Below are 19,786 nucleotides of genomic sequence, written 5' to 3' on the forward strand. Positions count from 1 at the left end.
CTCCAACTCATCGCCTCTTGCGCCGCAGGTGGTCAGCCACCTGGTATTCACGACCGTCGGACCAGCTCGCCAGCGTGACGGGCACGCCGGCCGGCGGCCGCGCCTCCGTCTGGCGCCGGCGGGCGATCCGCACCATCAACGTCGCGGTCAACACGGCCGCGCCGGCCAGCAGCAGGGCGGCCGACATCACAGCGGACCGCTGTCGAGGTTGTCGTAGCGGGTGCCATAGTAGCTGTGGATCTGGCTGGCCCACGTCTGGTTGGCCATGTTCGGCCAATGATCGGTGTCGAAGCCGGGCGCGTTGTCGATGCGCTCCTTGTCGATGTTCAGGGTGAAGCGTTTGTTGACCGTATCCAAGGTCAGCGCCTCCCATGGCACGGCGAACAGTTTCTCGCCGATGGTCAGGATGCCGCCCGACGACATGACCGCGTAGGCGATTTTGCCGGTGCGCATGTCGAGCATGATTTCCTTGATCTCGCCCAGGTGTTCGTTCTTCAGATTGTGAACGTGGTCGCCGATCAGCGTGTCCGCCCCCATCAGTTCAGGGCCTGGACCCTTGTTGCCGTTGTCGACATACATACCGTAAGCATCGCGTTCCGTGTAGCTCATGATGTTCTCCTCTAAGAATGAGTTGCTATTCTGACTTCGTTGTTTGTGACGGTCTGTACGCTGAAACACAGTCGGGTCGGATTGCCAAACCGTCCATTTTTGCAAGTTAGGCAACCGGAGTTTTCCGGCCCGTAGCGGATTTTTCCGGGGGCGATGCTGAAGAAATAACCGTTTTAGGGTATAATTTCAATTTCCCGCACGTGCCGTTCGGCACTATCTGCAATGACCAAATTTGTCTTCGTCACCGGTGGCGTCGTGTCTTCCCTTGGTAAAGGGATTGCCGCCGCCTCCCTCGCCGCGATCCTCGAATCGCGCGGCCTCAAAGTCACCATGCTCAAGCTCGACCCGTACATCAACGTCGACCCTGGCACGATGAGCCCCATGCAGCACGGTGAAGTGTTCGTCACTGACGACGGCGCCGAGACCGATCTCGACCTCGGCCACTACGAGCGCTTCATCTCGACCCGCATGAAAAAGGTGAACAACTTCACCACCGGCCAGATCTACGAATCGGTGATCCGCAAGGAACGCCGCGGCGAGTACCTGGGCAAGACCGTGCAGGTCATTCCCCACATTACCAACGAAATCCAGGACTACATCCGCCGTGGCGCCGAGGGTTACGACGTGGCCCTGTGCGAAATCGGCGGCACCGTCGGCGACATCGAGTCGCTGCCGTTCCTGGAAGCGGCGCGTCAGCTGAGCCTGCGCGCCGGCCGCAAGAACACCGCCTTCGTCCACCTGACCCTGGTGCCGTTCATCGCCTCGGCGGGCGAACTGAAAACCAAGCCGACCCAGCACTCGGTGCAGAAGCTGCGCGAGATCGGCATTTCGCCGAACGCGCTGCTGTGCCGCGCCGACCGCCCGATCCCGGACGACGAACGCGCCAAGATCTCCTTGTTCTCGAACATCGAAGAGCAGGCCGTCATCTCCGTGTGGGACGTCGACACCATCTACAAAGTGCCGCAGATGCTGCACGACCAGGGCCTCGACGCCATCATCTGCGAGGCGCTCGACATCAACCCGGCGCCGGCGGACCTGTCGGTCTGGAGCCGCCTGATCTACACGCTGGAAAACCCGAAGAGCGAAGTGTCGATCGGCATGGTCGGCAAGTATGTCGATCTGACCGAGTCGTACAAGTCGCTGACCGAAGCGCTGCGCCACGCCGGCATCCACAACGAATCGAAGGTCAACATCGAGTACATCGACTCGGAAGAGATCGAAACGACCGGCTGCTCGGCCTTGGCCAAGTACGACGCCATCCTGGTGCCGGGCGGCTTCGGCAAGCGCGGCGTCGAGGGCAAGATCATGGCGGCCCAGTTCGCCCGTGAAAACAAGATTCCGTACCTGGGCATCTGCCTGGGCATGCAGGTCGCGCTGATCGAATACGCGCGCCACATGGCCGGCCTGACCACCGCCAACTCGACCGAGTTCGACCTGGAAACCCCGCAACCGGTGGTCGCCCTGATCGACCAGTGGCAGGGCCAGGACGGCAAGGTCGAAACGCGCGACGCGAACTCCGACCTGGGCGGCACCATGCGCCTGGGCGCGCAGACCTGCGCGATCAAGCCGGGTACCCTGGCGGCCGAGATCTACGGCCCGGTCGTGACCGAGCGCCACCGCCACCGTTACGAGGCCAACAACCACTACCTGCCGCGCGTCGAAGCGGCCGGCCTGGTGGTGGCGGCCCGCACGCCGACCGAGGACCTGTGCGAAATCATGGAACTGCCGCGCACCGGCGACAACTCGCACCCTTGGTACATGGGCGTGCAGTACCACCCGGAATTCAAATCCACCCCGCGTGACGGCCACCCGCTGTTCACGTCCTACATCAAGGCGGCACTGGCCCACAAGGCAGCCGGCGGCAACCGCCCGCACGCCGTCGCTGAGAGTACTGCGTTGCAAGGAGATGCGGCATGAAACTCTGTGGCTTCGAAGCCGGCCTCGATCAGCCGTTCTTCCTGATCGCCGGCACCTGCGTGATCGAATCGCGCCAGATGGCGTTCGACACCGCCGGCGCGCTCAAGGAAATGACGGCCGCGCTGGGCATTCCGTTCATCTACAAGTCGTCGTTCGACAAGGCCAACCGCTCGTCGGGCACCTCGTATCGCGGTCCCGGCCGCGACAAGGGCCTCGAGATCCTCGGCGACGTCAAGCGCGAGCTGGGCGTGCCGGTGCTGACCGACGTCCACTCGATCGACGAGATCGCCGAAGTGTCGGCCGTCGTCGACGTGCTGCAAACGCCGGCCTTCCTGTGCCGCCAGACCGATTTCATCACGGCCTGCGCGCAGTCCGGCCTGCCGGTCAACATCAAGAAGGGCCAGTTCCTGGCCCCGCACGACATGAAAAACGTCATCGACAAAGCACGCGCGGCCGCCAAGGCCAAGGGCTTGCCGGACGACGTCTTCATGGCGTGCGAGCGCGGCGCCTCGTTCGGCTACAACAACCTGGTGTCCGACATGCGTTCGCTGGCCATCATGCGCGAATCGAACTGCCCGGTCGTGTTCGACGCCACCCACTCGGTGCAATTGCCGGGTGGTAACGGCACCTCGTCCGGCGGCATGCGCGAGATGGTCCCGGTGCTGTCGCGCGCGGCCGTGGCCGTCGGCGTGGCCGGCCTGTTCATGGAGACCCATCCGAACCCGGCCGAGGCGCTGTCGGACGGCCCCAACGCCGTGCCGCTGGGCCGCATGAAGGAACTGCTGTCGACCCTGATCGAGCTGGACCGCATCACCAAAAAAGCCGGTTTCCTGGAAACTAGCTTCAACTAAAGCAATCGCAGGCAAAAATGCCCGGCGCGCGTTGGCAAACACCTCTGCGCCGGGTTATATTCCCGTTATCCTGAAATTGTCCATCATGCAACACACGATGGGCAAACACGTTTTCGTCTAACTTTGGAGAATGACATGAGTGCTATTGTTGATATTATCGGCCGTGAAATTATTGATTCGCGCGGCAATCCGACCGTCGAATGCGACGTCCTGCTGGAATCCGGCGTGATGGGCCGCGCCGCCGTGCCATCGGGCGCCTCGACCGGTTCGCGCGAAGCGATCGAACTGCGCGACGGCGATCCGAAGCGTTACTTCGGCAAGGGCGTGCTGCAAGCCTGCGAAAATATCAACACCGAAATCTCGGAAGCGATCATGGGCCTCGACGCCAATGAGCAAGCCTTCCTGGACCGCACGCTGATCGATCTGGACGGCACCGAAAACAAAGGCCGCCTGGGCGCCAACGCCATGCTGGCCGTGTCGATGGCCGTGGCCAAGGCCGCCGCCGAAGAAGCCGGCCTGCCGCTGTACCGCTACTTCGGCGGTTCGGGCGCGATGCAACTGCCGGTGCCGATGATGAACGTCATCAACGGCGGCGCCCACGCCGACAACAACCTGGACATCCAGGAATTCATGATCATCCCGGTCGGCGCCCCGTCGTTCAAGGAAGCCGTGCGCTACGGCGCCGAGGTGTTCCACACCTTGAAAAAGATCCTGCACAAGAAGGGCCTGAGCACGGCCGTGGGCGACGAAGGCGGTTTCGCGCCATCCTTGGCCAACCATGAGGAAGCCATCAAGCTGATCATCCAGGCCATCGAGGAAGCGGGCTACGAGCCGGGCACCCAGATCGCGCTGGGCCTGGACTGCGCCGCCTCCGAGTTTTACAAGAACGGCAAGTACGAACTGGAAGGCGAGGGCCTGTCCCTGACGGCCACCGAGTTCACCAACCTGCTGGCGACCTGGTGCGACAAATACCCGATCATCTCGATCGAGGACGCGATGCACGAAGGCGACTGGGACGGCTGGGCGATTTTGACCAAGGAACTGGGCAAGAAAATCCAGCTGGTGGGCGACGACCTGTACGTCACCAACACCAAGATCCTCAAGGAAGGCATCGCCAAGGGCATCGCCAACTCGATCCTGATCAAGATCAACCAGATCGGCACCCTGACCGAAACCTTCGCCGCCATCGAAATGGCCAAGCGCGCCGGCTACACGGCCGTCATCTCGCACCGTTCGGGCGAGACCGAGGACTCGACCATCGCCGACATCGCCGTCGGCCTGAACGCGCTGCAGATCAAGACCGGCTCGATGTCGCGTTCGGACCGCATGGCGAAATACAACCAGCTGCTGCGCATCGAGGAAGACCTGGGCGACATCGCATCCTACCCTGGCCGCGACGCGTTCTATAACCTGAAGTAATGCAGCAAGCGGCCGCCGGCTTCCGGCGGCCGCGTTCGAACCGAATCGACCATGCGCCTGATCACCCTCGCCCTGGCAGTCTTGCTGCTGCTGATACAGTACCCGCTCTGGTTGGGGAAGGGTGGCTGGCTGCGCGTGGCCGACCTCGAAGCGCAAGTGGGCACGGCGCACAAAAAGAACGCCGAACTGCTGGCCCGCAACGCCAAGCTCGACTCCGAAGTGCGCGACCTCAAGGACGGCACCGGCGCGGTCGAAGAGCGCGCCCGCTACGAGCTCAGCATGATCAAGCAAAACGAAATCTTCATCCAGATCGTCGGCAAGGGCCAAGCCGCGCCACCGGTGCCGCTGGCGGCCCCTCCGGCCTCCGAAGCGTCCCCAGCCGATCAGTAACCCCGGCCGCCGATCGAACCCGGCAAGGCCATCGAACCCGGCCATGACCATCGAACCCGGCAAAATTCTAAAACACGTAGGGCGGATTAGCGCAGCGTAATCGGCCAAGCTCCGCCGACGGCCACGCCAACACCCCGTGACATTTCGCTAGATTTCCACGTGGAAATAAATTGTATGATACCGACAAGCCCCCAGCGAAGTGACCATACCGCCATGACCCAAGCCCCCGCACCAGCCAGCGCCATGCCGGCGACCCGCCGCCACCCCGGCCGCCTCGCCGCCGCCTGCGCCTGGACGGCCATCCTGCTAGCCAGCACGCCCACGCCAGCGGCCGCCACCGCCACCTGCATCCCCGTGCGCGTCGGCTACATGGACCAGCACCGCCCCCCATACTGGCTGGGCGAAGGCACCGACGTCCCCGAGCCGGCCGGCGCCGCCGTCGACCTGATGCACGACGCCGTGCTCGGCGCCGGCTTCGGCTGTCCGCCGGTCTGGGTGCGCCTGCCGATCGCCCGCCTGCGCGTGGCCCTGGCCAACGGCGACATCGACATGTCGCCCATGGGAGAACTCCCCGCTTATCCGCCGGAGATAGCGCTACCACGCGACAAGGCCGGCAACATCGACCTCGACCGCGCCATGCACAACGCCCTGATCGTGCTGGTGCGCGCCGCCGACAAGCTGCCGGCCGGCACCCAGCCGATGCAGCACTTCAAAGGCAAGCTGCTCGGCGTGGCGCAAGGACAAAGCTACGCCCCCCGCCTGCGCGACGCCGGCCTGACCATCGACGACGGCGCGCGCGACCTCGAGCGCAACCTCGAAAAACTGCGGCTCGGGCGCATCGACGGCGTGGTCGTCGCCGCCGTCTCGCCCGAACACCTCAAGGCCATGCTGTCGCGCTACAAGGGCGCCGTCGTGCAACTGCCGCAGCCGCTGATCAACACGCGCGTCTGGCTCGCCTTCAACGACCACTTCTACCGCGCCCACCCGGCCCAGGTCGAGGCGCTGTGGACCTGGCTCGACGTCAACCGCCACCGGCTCGGCTACGTCATGCAGAAATACCGCAAGCAGCAGTAGTGCGCGATGTGGGTGCCGATTTGGTAGAATCCGGCTCCCTTACCGCGACCACCTCCCCGGGCCTGATTTGTTGAAGACGCTGTTTGTAACCACGATAACCACCATGCTGGCGCTGGCCGGCATCGCCGCCGCAGCCCCTGTCACCACAGCCAACCCGGCCGCCGGCGGCCACGACCTGCTGCGCGCGCAGGTGTTGCTCGACCGCGCCCATTTCTCCTCCGGCGAGATCGACGGCAACAAGGGCAGCAACCTGCGCAAGGCCGTCATCGGCTTCCAGAAACTGCACCAGCTGCCGCTGACCGGCGTGCTCGACCCGGCCACCTGGGCCGTGCTGTCGACCGACACCGCGCCCGTGCTCGACGTCTACACCGTCACCGCCGAGGACGCAGCCGGCCCCTACCGGCCGGTGCCGTCCACGATGGCCGACAAGGCCAAGCTGCCGGCGCTGGGCTACGCCAGCGTGGCCGAGGCGCTGGGCGAAAAATTCCACAGCAGCCCCGAGCTGCTGCGCCGCCTCAACCCCGGCAAATCGTTTTCCCGCGCCGGCGATCAATTGCTGGTGCCGAACGTGGCCTCGGCCAAGCCGCTGCCCAAGGCCACCTCGATCCTGGTCGACGCCAGCGATGGCACCTTGACCCTGCTCGACGCCGGCGGCATGCCGATCGCGCAATTCCCCGCCAGCACCGGCAGCGCCCACGATCCGCTGCCGGAAGGGCGCTGGGAAGTGCGCGGCATCGCCGTCAACCCGGAATACCGCTACAACCCCAAGCTGTTCTGGGACGCCAAGGCCGGCGACACCGCCGCCCATATCCCGGCCGGCCCCAACAACCCGGTCGGCGCCGTCTGGATTCAACTGAGCAAGCCGCACTACGGCATCCACGGCACGCCGGAGCCGGGCAAGATCGGCAAGACCCAATCGCACGGCTGCATCCGCCTGACGAACTGGGACGCGCGGACGGTGGCGCGTGTCATCTCGCGCGGCGCGGTGGTGTTGTTGCAAGGTTAGTGACATTTCAATAGATTCTGCGCGGAAATAATCCGTAGAATTGGCTGGTCGATTCTTCTTGAGAACAATCTGCCATGACCCGCCACTTCGCCGCCGCCGCATTGCCATTGTCCTTGTCGCTGTCCCTGGCCCTGGCCCTGCTGGGCGCCAGCGGCGCCGTCCACGCCGACATCTACAAATGGGTGGACGCCAACGGCGTCACCAACTATACCGACAATCCCGACCTGGCCGGCGGCGCGCGCGTGCAGATGCTCAAAACGTCGGCCGCGCCGGCGGCCAATCCAGCCGGCACCTGGCAACAACGCGAGGCCGAATTCCAGCGCCGCCAGCAGCACAAGTTGATGGCGCCAGCCTACCGCCCGCGCGACGAGGCCGGCGGCGGGGCGGGGACGGTCGTCCATCGCGGCGGCGAGCCGGAAACCGACGCCACCCGTTGCGCGCTGGCGCGCGCCGTCGCCGAGGGCGCCGTACGCCACGTCAACGACCTGCCGATCGACCAGCACGACCGCGACGTTGCCAACAACGATATCCGCACCTATTGTCGCTAAGTTAATTTAAAATGGCCGCAGGAGGTGCGTATGGCCATATCCCTGGATCACCTGATGGTGCCGTCGCGCGACAAGATCGCGGCGGCCAAACTGCTGGCCGAGCTGCTCGGCGTGCCGTGGTCGGCCACCGGCATCGGCCCGTTCGCCCCGGTCTACGTCAACGACGGCCTGACCCTCGACTTCGATGAATGGGCCGAGCCCGTTCCTTTGATACACTACTGCTTCCGCGTCGACCAGGCCGAATTCGACGCCATCCTCGCGCGCATCCGGTCGGCCGGCATCGCCTACCGCAGCGCCGTGCATGGCCAGACCGACTTCGCCATCGACACGCAGCACGGCGGCAGCATCGTCTATTGGAACGAGCCCGATGGCCACCAATGGGAAATGCTCACCGTCAGCTACGCACGGCCACCACCAGACAAGGACACCGGATGAGCGACACCCCGCTGCACGAAACCTTCGCCGACACCATGCTCAGCCCACGGCTGCAATGGCACTGCGAGCCCGCCCACTGGCAGGTCGACTACGCCGCAAACAGCCTGCGCATCCACACCGACGCCGCCACCGACTTCTGGCAGCGCACCCACTACGGCTTCCAGGTCGACAACGGCCACTTCCTGCACCTGCAGGCCGAAGGCGACTTCGTGCTCACGACCAAGGTCACCTCGCGCCCGGCGCACCAGTACGACCAGGCTGGGCTAATGGTGCGGCTGTCGTCAGGCTGCTGGCTCAAGACCTCGGTCGAGTTCGAGCCCGACGGCGACAACCGCCTCGGCGTCGTCGTCACCAACGGCCATTATTCGGACTGGTCGACCCAGCCGCTGGCCAAGGACATCGACACCGTCTGGTTCCGCGTCCGCGCCGAGGACAACGACTGCATTGTCGAATCGTCGCTCGACGGCGAGCAGTGGACGCAAATCCGCATGGCCCACCTCCACGAGCGCGCCAGTGCCGATTCGGTCGCCTGCGGCCTGTACGCCTGCAGCCCCAAGGAAGCCGGCTTCGAGGCCGAGTTCTCCTTCCTCAGTTTTATTCCGGGACGCATCTGATGAAGACCATCGGACTGATTGGCGGCATGAGCTGGGAATCGACGGTGCCGTACTACCGGCAGGTGAATCAAACGGTCAAGGAGCACCTGGGCGGGCTGCACTCGGCCAAGGTGGTGCTCGTCAGCGTCGACTTCCACGACGTGGAAAAATTGCAGCGCGCCGGCGACTGGGACGCTGCCGGCGCATTGCTGGCCGACGCCGCCCGTTCGCTGCAAGCCGCCGGCGCCGACTTCATCGTGGTGTGCACCAACACCATGCACAAGGTCGCGCCGGCCATCGAGGCGGCGGCCGGCATCCCGCTGTTCCACATCGCCGACCCCACGGCGGCCGCCATCAAGGCCGCCGGCCACACCAGGATCGGCCTGCTCGGCACGCGCTTCACGATGGAACAGGCGTTCTACAAGGACCGGCTGCGCGAGCTGCACGGCCTGGACGTGATCGTCCCTGAGCCGGCCGAGCGCGACATCGTCCACCGGATCATCTACGAGGAACTCTGCCTCGGCAACGTCGTCGACGCCTCGCGTGACGACTACCGCCGAATCATCGCCGCGCTGGTGGAGCGGGGCGCGCAAGCCATCATCCTCGGCTGCACTGAAATCTCGCTGCTGATCGCGCAGTCCGACGCGGCCGTGCCGCTGTTCGACACCACCGCCATCCACGCCCGCACGGCCGCCGAGTTCGCGCTCGGCCTTCCACTCGACACCACGGAGAAGAAATGAAACTGATCGGCATGCTCGACTCACCCTATGTCCGCCGCGTCGCCGTGTCGCTGCAGCTACTCGATGTGCCGTTCGAACACCAGTCGCTATCGGTGTTCCGCACCTTCGACCAATTCCGCCAGATCAATCCGGTGGTCAAGGCGCCAACCCTGGTGACCGGCGACGGCACCGTGCTGATGGATTCCACCCTGATCGTGCAATACGCCGAAACCCTGGCCGCGCCGGAGCGGCGCCTGACGCCGTCCGACCCCGCCGCGCTGTTGCGCTCGCTGCGCGTGCTCGGACTGGCGCTGGCCGCCTGCGACAAGGGCGTGCAGATCGTCTACGAACGCAACGTGCGTCCGGCCGAAAAGCTGCACCAGCCGTGGGTTGAAAGGGTCACCCTGCAAATGCTGTCGGCCTTCGACGCGCTCGAAGCCGAGCAGCGGGACAAGCCGCTGATCATCGGCGGCCCCGGCACGGAACACGGCGCGGTCATGACCGCCGTCACCTGGCATTTCATGCGGCAAATGCTGCCCGAGCTGGTGGCCGCCGAAAACTATCCATCGCTGGACGAACTGTCGCGCCGCGCCGAAGCGCTGCCGCAATTCGCCGCCGCGCCGCACGGCGACAGCACCTATTCCCCCCACTGACTTTTCCGGACCTCCATGCCTTTATCCCCGTATCTCGACACCAGCCCCGTCCTTGGCGACGGCACCTATCTGCACGCCACGGCGCAAGTCATCGGCGACGTCCGCATCGGCCGCGACAGCTCGATCTGGTGCAACACCGTGCTGCGTGGCGACGTCAACCGCATCGTCATCGGCGACTGCAGCAACGTACAGGACTTCGCCATGGGCCACGTCGCCCACAGGCACCCGGGCAAGCCGGACGGCTCGCCGCTGATCATCGGCGACTACGTCACCATCGGCCACTCGGTGCTGCTGCACGGCTGCACCATCGGCAACGAATGCCTGATCGGCATGGGTTCCATCATCATGGACGACGTCGTGGTGCAAGACCGCGTCATGATCGGCGCCGGCAGCCTGGTCTCGCCGGGCAAGGTGCTGGAAAGCGGCCACCTGTACGTCGGCCGCCCGGTGAAAAAGGTCAGGGCGCTCAGCGCCGAGGAAATCGCCTACCTGAAGTACTCGGCCGAGCACTACGTCCGCGTCAAAAACAACCACGTCAGCAGCGAGAGCAAAGCAGCGCAGAGTCAGACCACCAGCGCCAAATAAAATCGATATTGGCCCGTCGGCGCCCAACCCGCACCGCCGGGCGGGGTCGTACCCCTCGGGGTACGACCCCTAAGTGGTAACGCCGGCGTTTCGCTAAACGCATACGGGGTTCCTCCTCTCCGCCGAGCAACTCAATGATCATCTTTACATGTTCACCACTTGTAAATGAGAATCATTATTGTTAGTATGCGTTTTTGCCAGCAATCGCCGTAAGTCCGAGAGCCAGCCGTCCACAACTCTCTCTTGGAACTCTATGGCCACCACCACCATGGGCGCCCGGCATCTGGCCGCGCCTACCCACAACCTGCGGCCGCGCCTGATGGGCGTCGCAGTGCGCTCCGCAATGATCACCCTGATGGCCGCCGCCATGCTCCCTGCCCAGGCAGAGCAAGCGCAAGCCCAGGCGGCGGCCGCCGCCAGCGCCCCGGCCCTCGGCGAAATCGTCGTCCAGGCCAAGCGCGACGACGCCGCCTCCACCCGCGACGGCACCACCACCGTCATCAAAGCCGAGCAGCTGGAACAAAACAACGCCATCGACATGGCCAAGATCGCCCGCTACTCGCCGCTGATCAGCGTGCCGGCCGCCGCCAGCGGCGGCGCCAACGTATGGGACAGCGCCGGCAACACCGGCATCAACATTCGCGGCGTCGAAGGCAACCGCGTCAGCCTCGAAGTCGACGGCATCTCGCTGCCGGACGCCGCCCCGCGCCCGGAAAGCACATCGATGAATTCGTTTGGCATCGGCCGCGACTACTTCGACCCCGAGATGTTCCACTACGTCAGCATCGGCTCCGGCGCCAGCCCGGCCGGCGGCGGTACCCCCGGCCTGGGCGGCGCGGTGTCGTTCGTCACCAAATCGCCGGAAATGTACCTGGACGGCACCCGCAAACTCTACGCCGACTACAAGTTCGGCTACGCGTCGGAACAGGCATCGCGCATGCACGCCGTCACCGCCGCCACCGCGCTTGGCGACAACCTGCAAGCGCTGATCGTCGCCGTCCACCGCGACGGCGCCGAAATCAAAACCGAAGGCGACGCCGTCCCCAATCCGGACGACTGGTCGTCCGATGCCGTTCTGGCCAAGCTCAACTGGAAGCTGGCGCGCGACCAGGAACTGCGCTTCACGGTCGACCACTACAAGGCCGAGCACGACCGCGTCTACAACAACAAGGTCGGCGCCCTGTACCCGGCCGGCGCGACGCAGAACTCCAACACCGAGCGCACCCGCTACAGCGTCGAGCACCGCTACACGCCGGCCGACAACCTGCTGTTCGACAAGCTCGAAACCAAGCTCTACAAACAAACCGCGTCGGTCGAGGATGACACCAACGCAAACTACGTCACCGGCGGCCAGCCCTACATCCGCAACATCACCACCGGCTACTTCAACGACAGCAAGGGCATCGCGTTCGACGCCGTCAAACAGTTGAACCCGTCCACGGTGCTCGGCTACGGCGTGCTCTACGAGGAACTGGAAAGCCGCCGTCCATGGCTCGAGGACCGCACGGTGGTGCGCACCGGCGCCCACCAGATCACGATGAAAAACCGCATGGCCGACATGGACACCGACAAACTGGCTGCCTACGTGCGCGGCGAGTTCGGTTTCAACCTGGCCGGCCACCAGGCCACGCTGACGCCGGGCCTGCGCGCCGAGCGCCGCAAGCTGACGCCGCAAAACCTGCAAAACTACGTCATCGCCGTCCCGAGCGCGGCAAAGGAAATCCGCGAGGACAAGGACACCTTCCTCACGCCGAGCCTGAACTTCTCGGTCGAGCTGACCCCGCAGCTGAGCACCTACGCGCAATACACGCGCGGCACCCGCCTGCCGAGCGCGGCTGAGCGCACCGGCAGCTACGACTCGTTCAGCTACACCGGCGCCGGCAACGGTTACGCGGTGCTGGGCAACCCCGACCTCAAAAAGGAAACCAGCAACGCCTTCGAGGTGGGCCTGAAGGGCGCGCCGACGCCGGGTGTCGAAGTCAGCTTCTCGCTGTTCCACACCAGCTACGACAACTTCATCGAATACGCCGCGCAGCCGGCCGACCCGGTCAACTACCCGACCATTACGCAAGGCCTGTTCCGTCCGGAAAACGTCGGCAAGGCCAGGATCCGTGGCGGCGAAGTGAGCAGCCGCTTCGCGCTGGGCCAATGGTGGCAGCCGATGCAGGGTTACAGCCTGGCGCTGGCTGGCGGCATCTCGCGCGGCACGGCCGAAAACAAGGACAGCGGCAAAAAGGCCGAACTGGCCTCGGTGCAACCGTACAAGGCCAACGCCACGTTCGCCTATGACGACCCGGCCAAGCGCGGCGGCGGCGCCTTCATCGTCAGCACGGTGCGCGGCAAGCGCGCCACGGCCGACGTGTTCACCAGCGCCACGACCGGCATGTTCGCCGTGCCCGGTTACACGGTCATGGACTTGACCGCGTACTGGCACATCAACAAGCACGCCACCGTCAGCGGCGGCATGTACAACCTGGCCGACCGCAAGTACTGGGACTACGCCTCGTCGCGCAGCCTGGTCGCGGGCACCACGGCGGCCACCTTGGCCGACATCGAACGCCAGGCGCGTCCGGGCCGCAACTTCGCCGTCAATCTCAAAGTCATCTACTAAACAACCTACGGAGCCATCATGAAATCTCACCACCGATTCACCCTGGCGCTGACTGGCGCCTTGTTGTTCACCGCCTTGCCGGGCGGCGCCGCCAGCCTCGCCGAGCGCTGGGACACCCTGCGCGCCGAGCAGCCCAAGCTGGCCGCGCGCGACGCCGCAAAAACGCTCAGCGTCTCGGAAGCGGACCTGCTGGCGACGGGCATCGGCAAAACCGTCGTCCGCCTCAAGGAAGGGGATACCGTGCCGCGCGAAATTATGCGCCGCGCGCTGGACCTGGGCAAAGTACTGGCGCTGACGCGCAACGAAAACGGTGTGCTCGAGCGCACCGGCGTCGCCAGCAAGCTCAAGTCGCAGGACGAGATTCTCGGCCTCGAGGAAGACAAGCAAAAAGAACGCGAAGCGCGCCTGCGCAACATCGCCGGGGGCTACTTGGGCGGCGAGATCGACCTGCGCTTCACCTTCGACAAATGGAAATACGCGTTCGCCGTGACGCAGCCGGGCAAGGACGGCGTCGTCACGCGCAGCCTGCAATTCTTCGACGCCAGCGGCAACGCCGTGCACAAGCTGTACCTTAAGAACGAGGCCGGCGTGCCGGTGTTCGACAAGCTGGTGGCGGACTTCCGCGCGCCGTCGCAAAGCGCCGACCTGAAAGTAGCCGCGCAATCTGCGAAGGCCAAGGAAAAACCGGACAGCGAGATCGACGTCAAGGAATTCCAGCTGGCATGGAACGAAATCAACGACGTACACCAGTTCAACCGTTTGTTGACGGAGTTCGGCGTCTCGCGCCAGCAAGCGATGCGCCTCGCGCCTGCCGGCGCCGCCACGCGCATCACGCCGCAAGCGGTGCGCCAGCTGCTGGAAGAGACGGCCAAGCAAAAGATCGACATCATGGTCTTTTTAGGCAACGGCTCGACGATCCAGATCTTCAGCGGCAAGGTCGGCAAGGTCGCCGCCTCGCCGGGCTGGTTCAACGTGCTCGACCCGGAATTCAATCTGCACCTGCGTGACAGCGCCTTCGCCAGCGGCTGGGTGGTCAAGCGCGCGGGCATCACCTCGGTCGAGTTCTACGACAACAACAGCGACCAGGTCGTCAGCTTCTTCGGCGTGCGCGAACCGAAGAAACCGCAGCCGGCAAGCTGGATCAACATGACCGCAGCCTTGCCGAAAGCCGAAGACGCCTCGCGCCAAGCCAGCCGCTAATGCAACTGCGGCAACTCCGGGGTCAGGTCCTCCATTGCTACACGAACTGATCGCTAGTGCAGCGAAAACCTCGGCTAGTGATGGGCCCGTGTAGCAATGGAGGACCTGACCCTGGAGTTGGTTTTAGGCACCGACGGCGGCGCGGCCCAGCGCGGGATCGTCGGTGAAGAAGCCATCCAGGCCGACGGCGATGTAACGCTTCATCTCGGCGATCGAACCGGCTTCATTGCGCGCCTGCAAACTGCCGCCATCGCGAAAATCGGCCGCCAGGAACTGGTTCTCCGGCCGGAACGTCCACGGCTCCACACGCAGGCCAGCCTTGTGCGCGTCGTCCACCAGCGACGTCGGCTCGGCCAGACTGCCGTCCTTCTTCAGCGGAATGATCGAGCGCGTCGGCGGCGCCACCACGTCGGCGTACTGCGCGATGTCGCGCAGGCCGGCCGGCGTGCACATCTGCGCGAAGGTCAGCTTGCCGCCGGCGGCCGCCACATCGATCGGCCGCACGTCCTGGCCGATCACCAGCTGCATGATGCGCAGGTTGGCGCGCCGTCCCAGCTTGCCGCGCAGGTACTTCAGATTAGCCACCTCGAACGACTGGATTTCGACCGGGTTGCGGCGCGTGTAATCGTGCGCGTCCAGAATCGACAGGAAACGGTCCTCCAGCGGCAGGCCGACGCTGGCGAAATAGGTCGATTGCTTCAACTCCGGCACGATGCCGATGATGCGCCCGCGCGCCGCCGCCTCGGCCGCGACGAAGTCGATGATCTCCTCGAACGTCGCCACCTGGAACATGCCGTTGTACTGCGCGCTGCCCGGACGATAAGTCGGAATACGTTCGACCGCGCGCAAGGTCTTCAGTTCCGCCAAGGTGAAGTCGTCGACGAACCAGCCGTCGTGCGCCTCGCCGTCGATGGTCTTGCGCGTCTTGCGGCTGGCGAACTCCGGATGGCTGGCGACGTCGGTAGTCTCGCTCAGATACGCCTCGTGCCGCGCGACCAGCACGCCGTCCTTGGTGCTGCACAGGTCCGGCTCGACATAGTCGGCGCCGTCGGCGATGGCCTTGGCGTACGATGCCAGGGTGTGCTCGGGCCGCAGCGCGCTGGCGCCACGGTGCGCGAACACCAGCGGCTTCTTGCCGCCGCCGATGCCGCCGGCGCCGACCGGTGCGATGCCCGGCAGGCCGGACTGGTCAGCCAGGCCGCCAGTCGCCGCCAGCACCGACGATGCCGGCAACAACAGCGAGGCGCCGGCCGTCAGCGCCGCTGTCCGGATAAATCCCCGGCGAGACAGGCGCGACGGCAACGGGTTCGGCAAATAAAGTGTGTTCATCAGAAGTCAGCCATCAAAGTCAGGAAGCCCTGACGTGGTGCGATCGGGAATGTATTGTAAGTCCCGCTGGCCGCGCCGACCACCACATTCAAGCTGCCCTCGCGGTCGGCCAGGTTGGTGATGTTGACGCGGTAGCGCGCGTTCTTGATCAAGCCGCCGTTGAGGAAGGGCAGCTTGCCCGACACGCCAAGGCTCATCAGGAAGTAGCTCGGCACCGACAGGTCGTTGGTGTAGGTCGCGTAGCGCTTGCCGACGTAGTCGCCGATCAGCTGGAACTCGGTGTCGGCGACGGTCAGGGTGGCGACGGTCTTGTTCATCCACTCCGGGCTGCCTGGCACGGCCTTGCCGGCGGTCGGCACCACGGCCGTGCCATTGCTGTAGTTGTCCTGGTACTCGGAACGGTTGTAAGACAGCGCGTTATACAGCGAGAACATGCGGCCGAAGTGCAGCGTGCCGGACAGGTCGAGACCGTCCGTCTTGACGCTGCCGACGTTGGCCAGCACCGGGTTGCCGCCGATGATGGACGAGATCACCGGCGTTGGGCTGATCGTCAGCAGGCGGTCCTTGAAGTTGACGTGGTAGACGTTGACCTGGCCGTCGATGGCGCTCAGCGCGCCCAGGTTGAGCTGGTGGCTGGTGCGCAGGCCGGCCTCATAGGTGATCGAGGTTTCCGGCTTGGCCGTGTCGCGGAACAGGTCGAACGCCTGCTGGCTCGCCAGACTCCACGGCGACGCGCCGCCACCGCCATAGGTAACGAACTGGCGCATGTTCTTCTGCACGTTGACGAACAACTGATCCTGCGGCGTGATGTCCCAGCGCGCGCCGATCTGCGGCAGCAGCCATTTCTTGGTGGTGATCTTGCCGACCGGCAGAGCGGTCGAACCGTTGGCGATGGCGCCCACTTTAGGCTGCACCGGGAACTGGCCATCGGCCCATTGCAAACTCGACTTGAAGCCGGCTTGCAACGCGAGGTCGTCGCGCACGCGCCATTCGTCCTGCACCGAAATCTGCGCCACCTTGTTGTCGATCTCGCTGCCGTACTGGGTGATCAGCGGATCGCTGGGACGGTCGTACGGCGAGCTGGGATTGTTGACGTCCAGCGCGTACCAGCGGCGGTACGCCGACGAGCGGTTGCTTTCGAGCCAGAGGCTTGCCTGCAGCTTGTGGTCGCCCAGTTCGGTGGTCAGGCTCGACAGGTAGCCGCTGCGATTGATGACGTATTCGGTGGTGCGCGTGGCGTAGCCGGAGTTGCCGAACACTTGCTTCAGGTTCTGGCCCGGGAAATAGACCGCGAACAAGCCCGGCAGGCCTGCAACACCGATCGGGCCGGCCACCACGCCGACGCCGTCGTCGTTGTGATAGTAGATCTGGTTCGACCAGGTGGTCGATTCGCCCAGGTTCATGTCGAACTTGGCGTAGGTCAGCCAGTCGGTGCGCTGGGCGTCGCTGTAGTAGTTGCGGTAGTTGTTGCCCTCGGCGGCCGGCGTGGCGCCGGTCGGCGACAGGTAGGAAACCGCCTGCTGGAAGTTCGGGTACAGGAAGGGACGGGTGTACGGCTGGAACTTCTCGGTGGCCGAGCGCACGGTGCTGTCCTCGTTCGGCTCGATCTTGTCCGAGTAGTTCAGGAACAAGGTCAGTTTGCCCAGGCTCGACTGGTTGACGAACTTGGCGTTGAACTGGTCGCCGCCCTGGCGGCCCTTGAAGTCCCAGGCGCGCTGTTCGTGGTGCACGCCGGAGATGTAGGCGCTGTTGCCTTCGCCGAAGGCGCCGGTGTCGTAGCGCATGAAGGTGCGCGAGGTCTTGTAGCTGCCGACGGTCTGCTGGACCGCGAGGTTGCGCGTCTGCGATGGATCGCTGGAGAAGGTCTCGATGGTGCCGCCCAGGTTGCTGGTCGACGCGGTCGACAGGTCGCCGGCGCCCGACGACAGGATCACGCTGCCGACGTTCTCGCTGATGACGGCGCGCTGCGGCGACAGGCCGTTGTAGTTGCCGTATTGCTGGTCGCCCAGCGGCACGCCGTCCATCGTGTAGCCCAGTTGCGGGCTGCTGAAACCGTGGATGAACAGCGAGGTGTTCTGTTCGTTGTTGCCCCACGGGTCGGCGGTCTGGAAGCTGACGCCCGGCAGGGTTTGCAGCGCCTTCAATGGATTGATGCCCGGCAGGATCTTCTGCATATCGCTCTTGGTCATCGCGACCGACGAGCGGGTCTTGCGGGTGGCGATTTCCACGGTGGCCATCGGCGCGGCGGCAGCGGCGGCGGTGTCCACGCTATCGGCAGCGGCGGCGGGCGCGTCGGCGGCATTGGCCGGCGCGGCCATGTCGGCGACGGCGGCGGCAACGTTGGCGGCGATGGCCAGCATCGGGAAGCTCAGCGCGGCGAAGCACACTGCGGATAATTTCTTGTTCATGTTCTGCCTTGAAAAACCGATTGAAAGAGTGATAACAGGGGTAGCAACGCTGCGCATGATAGTGACGGTGTGTTACCGGGTGATGACCGATGCGTTACACTGCCGTATGGAAATAAGAGGGAAGAACACGATGCGCATACTTCTGATGCTGGCGTTGGCGTTGCCACTGGCCGGCTGTTACACGGTCAACCAGGAACGGCTGGGCAACTTCGTCACCGGCACCGTGCAGCCCGGCATGCCGCTGGAGCAGGCTGTGGCGCGCATGCGGGTCGAGGGCTTTTCGTGCAACACCAGCAGTGCCGGCACGGTGACAATCTGCACCCGGACGCAGGAACGGCTGATGCGTGGCGCCTGCGTCGAACGCGTCGATCTGGTCCGCAGCGCGACGTCGGCCAAGACGCTGGGTGCGGTCGATATTCTGGAAGTCAAATGCGCCAAGATCAAGATGTGGTAGCCCGCGATGAACCGTCCCAAATTCCTACCCGATAACTTCACCTTGGCGATGATCGTGACGATCGGCGCCGCCAGCCTGTTCCCGTGCACCGGCCAGGGCGCCGTCATCTTCAACGGCATCACGCACGCTGCCGTGTGCCTGCTGTTTTTCCTGCACGGCGCCAAGCTGTCGCGCGAAGCGGTGGTGGCCGGCATCACGCATTGGCGGCTGCATTTGCTGGTGTTGCTGTGCACCTTCGCGCTGTTCCCCTTGTTGGGATTCGTGCTCAAGCCGCTGCTGATGCCGTTGGTGACCCCGGATCTGTATCTGGGCATCCTGTTCCTGTGCATGCTGCCGTCGACGGTGCAATCGTCAATCGCCTTCACGGCCGCCGCGCGCGGCAATGTGCCGGCGGCGATATGCAGCGCGTCGGCGTCGAATTTGATCGGGATTTTCCTGACGCCGCTGATGGTCGGGTTGTTGACGGCCGCGCAGATGAAGGGTGGTTCGCCGTGGGAGTCGGCGTTGCAGATCGCCTTGCAATTGCTGCTGCCGTTTATCGCGGGCCAGGTCGCGCGGCGCTGGATCGGCGCCTGGGTCGAGCGCAACAAGCCGCTGACGCGGATGGTCGATCAGGGTTCGATTCTGCTGGTGGTGTACACCGCGTTCAGCGAGGCGGTCGGGCAGGGGCTGTGGCACCAGCTGTCGTGGGCGTCGCTGGGCGGGCTGATGTTGATTGACGTGGTGTTGCTGGGATCGGTGATGCTGATCGCCGCGCAGTTGAGCCGGCGGTTGGGATTCAGCCGCGAGGACCGGATCGCGATTGTGTTCTGCGGATCGAAGAAGAGTTTGGCCAGCGGCGTGCCGATGGCGAAGGTGCTGTTCGCCGGCGGTGCGCTGGGCGCCGTGGTATTACCGTTGATGTTGTTCCATCAATTGCAATTGATGGTGTGCGCGGTGCTGGCGCAGAGATATGCGAGAGAGCCCGAGGTGAAGTAGGCTCCAA

General features: G+C 64.8%; 20 protein-coding genes. 16 read left to right on the forward strand and 4 right to left on the reverse strand.

Annotation, left to right across the window (positions count from 1 at the left end; translation table 11 throughout):
* Window positions 1-7: 7 nt before the first annotated feature.
* Both NHH88_09295 and NHH88_09300 read right to left on the reverse strand, forming a co-directional pair.
* Entirely contained in the window at window positions 8-187 is a 180-nt protein-coding gene (locus tag NHH88_09295) for a hypothetical protein (protein ID USX15956.1), read from the reverse strand.
* Window positions 187-609: a PRC-barrel domain-containing protein gene (locus tag NHH88_09300; protein ID USX15957.1), complete on the reverse strand. Its 423-nt coding sequence runs from the start codon at window positions 607-609 to the stop codon at window positions 187-189. Before NHH88_09300 ends, NHH88_09295 begins: the two co-directional genes overlap by 1 nt.
* A 222-nt stretch (window positions 610-831) precedes the next feature.
* Between NHH88_09300 and NHH88_09305 the strand changes: the two genes are divergently transcribed.
* From NHH88_09305 to NHH88_09370, 14 genes are all read left to right on the forward strand, one after another.
* Window positions 832-2,526 (forward strand): CTP synthase, encoded by a 1,695-nt coding sequence (locus tag NHH88_09305; GenBank protein ID USX15958.1) that lies wholly within the window; start codon window positions 832-834, stop codon window positions 2,524-2,526.
* Window positions 2,523-3,377, forward strand: coding sequence for a 3-deoxy-8-phosphooctulonate synthase (kdsA, locus tag NHH88_09310; protein USX15959.1), 855 nt, complete (start codon window positions 2,523-2,525; stop codon window positions 3,375-3,377). The genes NHH88_09305 and kdsA overlap by 4 nt, the downstream gene beginning before the upstream one ends.
* A gap of 135 nt (window positions 3,378-3,512) precedes the next feature.
* Window positions 3,513-4,796, forward strand: coding sequence for a phosphopyruvate hydratase (gene eno / locus NHH88_09315; protein USX15960.1), 1,284 nt, complete (start codon window positions 3,513-3,515; stop codon window positions 4,794-4,796).
* Window positions 4,797-4,847: 51 nt separating this feature from the next.
* On the forward strand, window positions 4,848-5,186 hold the full coding sequence (gene ftsB, locus NHH88_09320) for a cell division protein FtsB (GenBank protein ID USX15961.1): 339 nt from the start codon (window positions 4,848-4,850) through the stop codon (window positions 5,184-5,186).
* 213 nt (window positions 5,187-5,399) lie between these two features.
* Complete coding sequence (locus NHH88_09325; protein USX15962.1) at window positions 5,400-6,260, forward strand: transporter substrate-binding domain-containing protein; 861 nt, start codon at window positions 5,400-5,402, stop codon at window positions 6,258-6,260.
* Between the two features lie 103 nt (window positions 6,261-6,363).
* Window positions 6,364-7,266 (forward strand): L,D-transpeptidase, encoded by a 903-nt coding sequence (locus tag NHH88_09330; protein ID USX15963.1) that lies wholly within the window; start codon window positions 6,364-6,366, stop codon window positions 7,264-7,266.
* Window positions 7,267-7,340: 74 nt separating this feature from the next.
* Complete coding sequence (locus NHH88_09335) at window positions 7,341-7,814, forward strand: DUF4124 domain-containing protein (protein USX15964.1); 474 nt, start codon at window positions 7,341-7,343, stop codon at window positions 7,812-7,814.
* Window positions 7,815-7,844: 30 nt separating this feature from the next.
* The gene (locus NHH88_09340) at window positions 7,845-8,249 is read left to right on the forward strand and encodes a VOC family protein (protein ID USX15965.1); all 405 of its coding nucleotides are present in this window, start codon (window positions 7,845-7,847) and stop codon (window positions 8,247-8,249) included.
* Window positions 8,246-8,863 carry a DUF1349 domain-containing protein gene (locus NHH88_09345; protein ID USX15966.1) on the forward strand — a complete coding sequence of 206 codons (618 nt, stop codon included), beginning with the start codon at window positions 8,246-8,248 and terminating at the stop codon, window positions 8,861-8,863. Before NHH88_09340 ends, NHH88_09345 begins: the two co-directional genes overlap by 4 nt.
* On the forward strand, window positions 8,863-9,582 hold the full coding sequence (locus NHH88_09350; protein ID USX15967.1) for an aspartate/glutamate racemase family protein: 720 nt from the start codon (window positions 8,863-8,865) through the stop codon (window positions 9,580-9,582). Before NHH88_09345 ends, NHH88_09350 begins: the two co-directional genes overlap by 1 nt.
* Window positions 9,579-10,214: a glutathione S-transferase gene (locus NHH88_09355; protein USX15968.1), complete on the forward strand. Its 636-nt coding sequence runs from the start codon at window positions 9,579-9,581 to the stop codon at window positions 10,212-10,214. The genes NHH88_09350 and NHH88_09355 overlap by 4 nt, the downstream gene beginning before the upstream one ends.
* 15 nt (window positions 10,215-10,229) lie before the next feature.
* Window positions 10,230-10,799, forward strand: coding sequence for a gamma carbonic anhydrase family protein (locus NHH88_09360; GenBank protein ID USX15969.1), 570 nt, complete (start codon window positions 10,230-10,232; stop codon window positions 10,797-10,799).
* A 253-nt stretch (window positions 10,800-11,052) separates the two neighbouring features.
* Window positions 11,053-13,410, forward strand: a complete 2,358-nt coding sequence (locus NHH88_09365) for a TonB-dependent receptor (GenBank protein USX15970.1) — start codon at window positions 11,053-11,055, stop codon at window positions 13,408-13,410.
* Between the two features lie 18 nt (window positions 13,411-13,428).
* The gene (locus tag NHH88_09370) at window positions 13,429-14,610 is read left to right on the forward strand and encodes a hemin-degrading factor (protein ID USX15971.1); all 1,182 of its coding nucleotides are present in this window, start codon (window positions 13,429-13,431) and stop codon (window positions 14,608-14,610) included.
* Window positions 14,611-14,733: 123 nt separating this feature from the next.
* Here the strand turns inward: NHH88_09370 and NHH88_09375 are convergent, their stop codons facing one another.
* Complete coding sequence (locus NHH88_09375) at window positions 14,734-15,939, reverse strand: glycerophosphodiester phosphodiesterase (protein USX15972.1); 1,206 nt, start codon at window positions 15,937-15,939, stop codon at window positions 14,734-14,736.
* A complete protein-coding gene (locus NHH88_09380; GenBank protein USX15973.1) occupies window positions 15,939-18,347 on the reverse strand; it encodes a TonB-dependent receptor plug domain-containing protein in 2,409 nt (802 codons plus the stop codon). The genes NHH88_09375 and NHH88_09380 overlap by 1 nt, the downstream gene beginning before the upstream one ends.
* A gap of 130 nt (window positions 18,348-18,477) precedes the next feature.
* Here NHH88_09380 and NHH88_09385 point away from each other — a divergent pair, with 130 nt between their 5' ends.
* Together NHH88_09385 and NHH88_09390 are read left to right on the forward strand one after the other, a co-directional pair.
* Window positions 18,478-18,801 carry a hypothetical protein gene (locus tag NHH88_09385; GenBank protein USX15974.1) on the forward strand — a complete coding sequence of 108 codons (324 nt, stop codon included), beginning with the start codon at window positions 18,478-18,480 and terminating at the stop codon, window positions 18,799-18,801.
* A gap of 6 nt (window positions 18,802-18,807) precedes the next feature.
* Complete coding sequence (locus NHH88_09390; protein ID USX15975.1) at window positions 18,808-19,779, forward strand: bile acid:sodium symporter; 972 nt, start codon at window positions 18,808-18,810, stop codon at window positions 19,777-19,779.
* Window positions 19,780-19,786 lie beyond the last annotated feature (7 nt).

The sequence above is a fragment of the Oxalobacteraceae bacterium OTU3CAMAD1 genome, from assembly GCA_024123915.1.
In the GTDB taxonomy this organism is placed as follows: Bacteria; Pseudomonadota; Gammaproteobacteria; order Burkholderiales; family Burkholderiaceae_D; genus Rugamonas.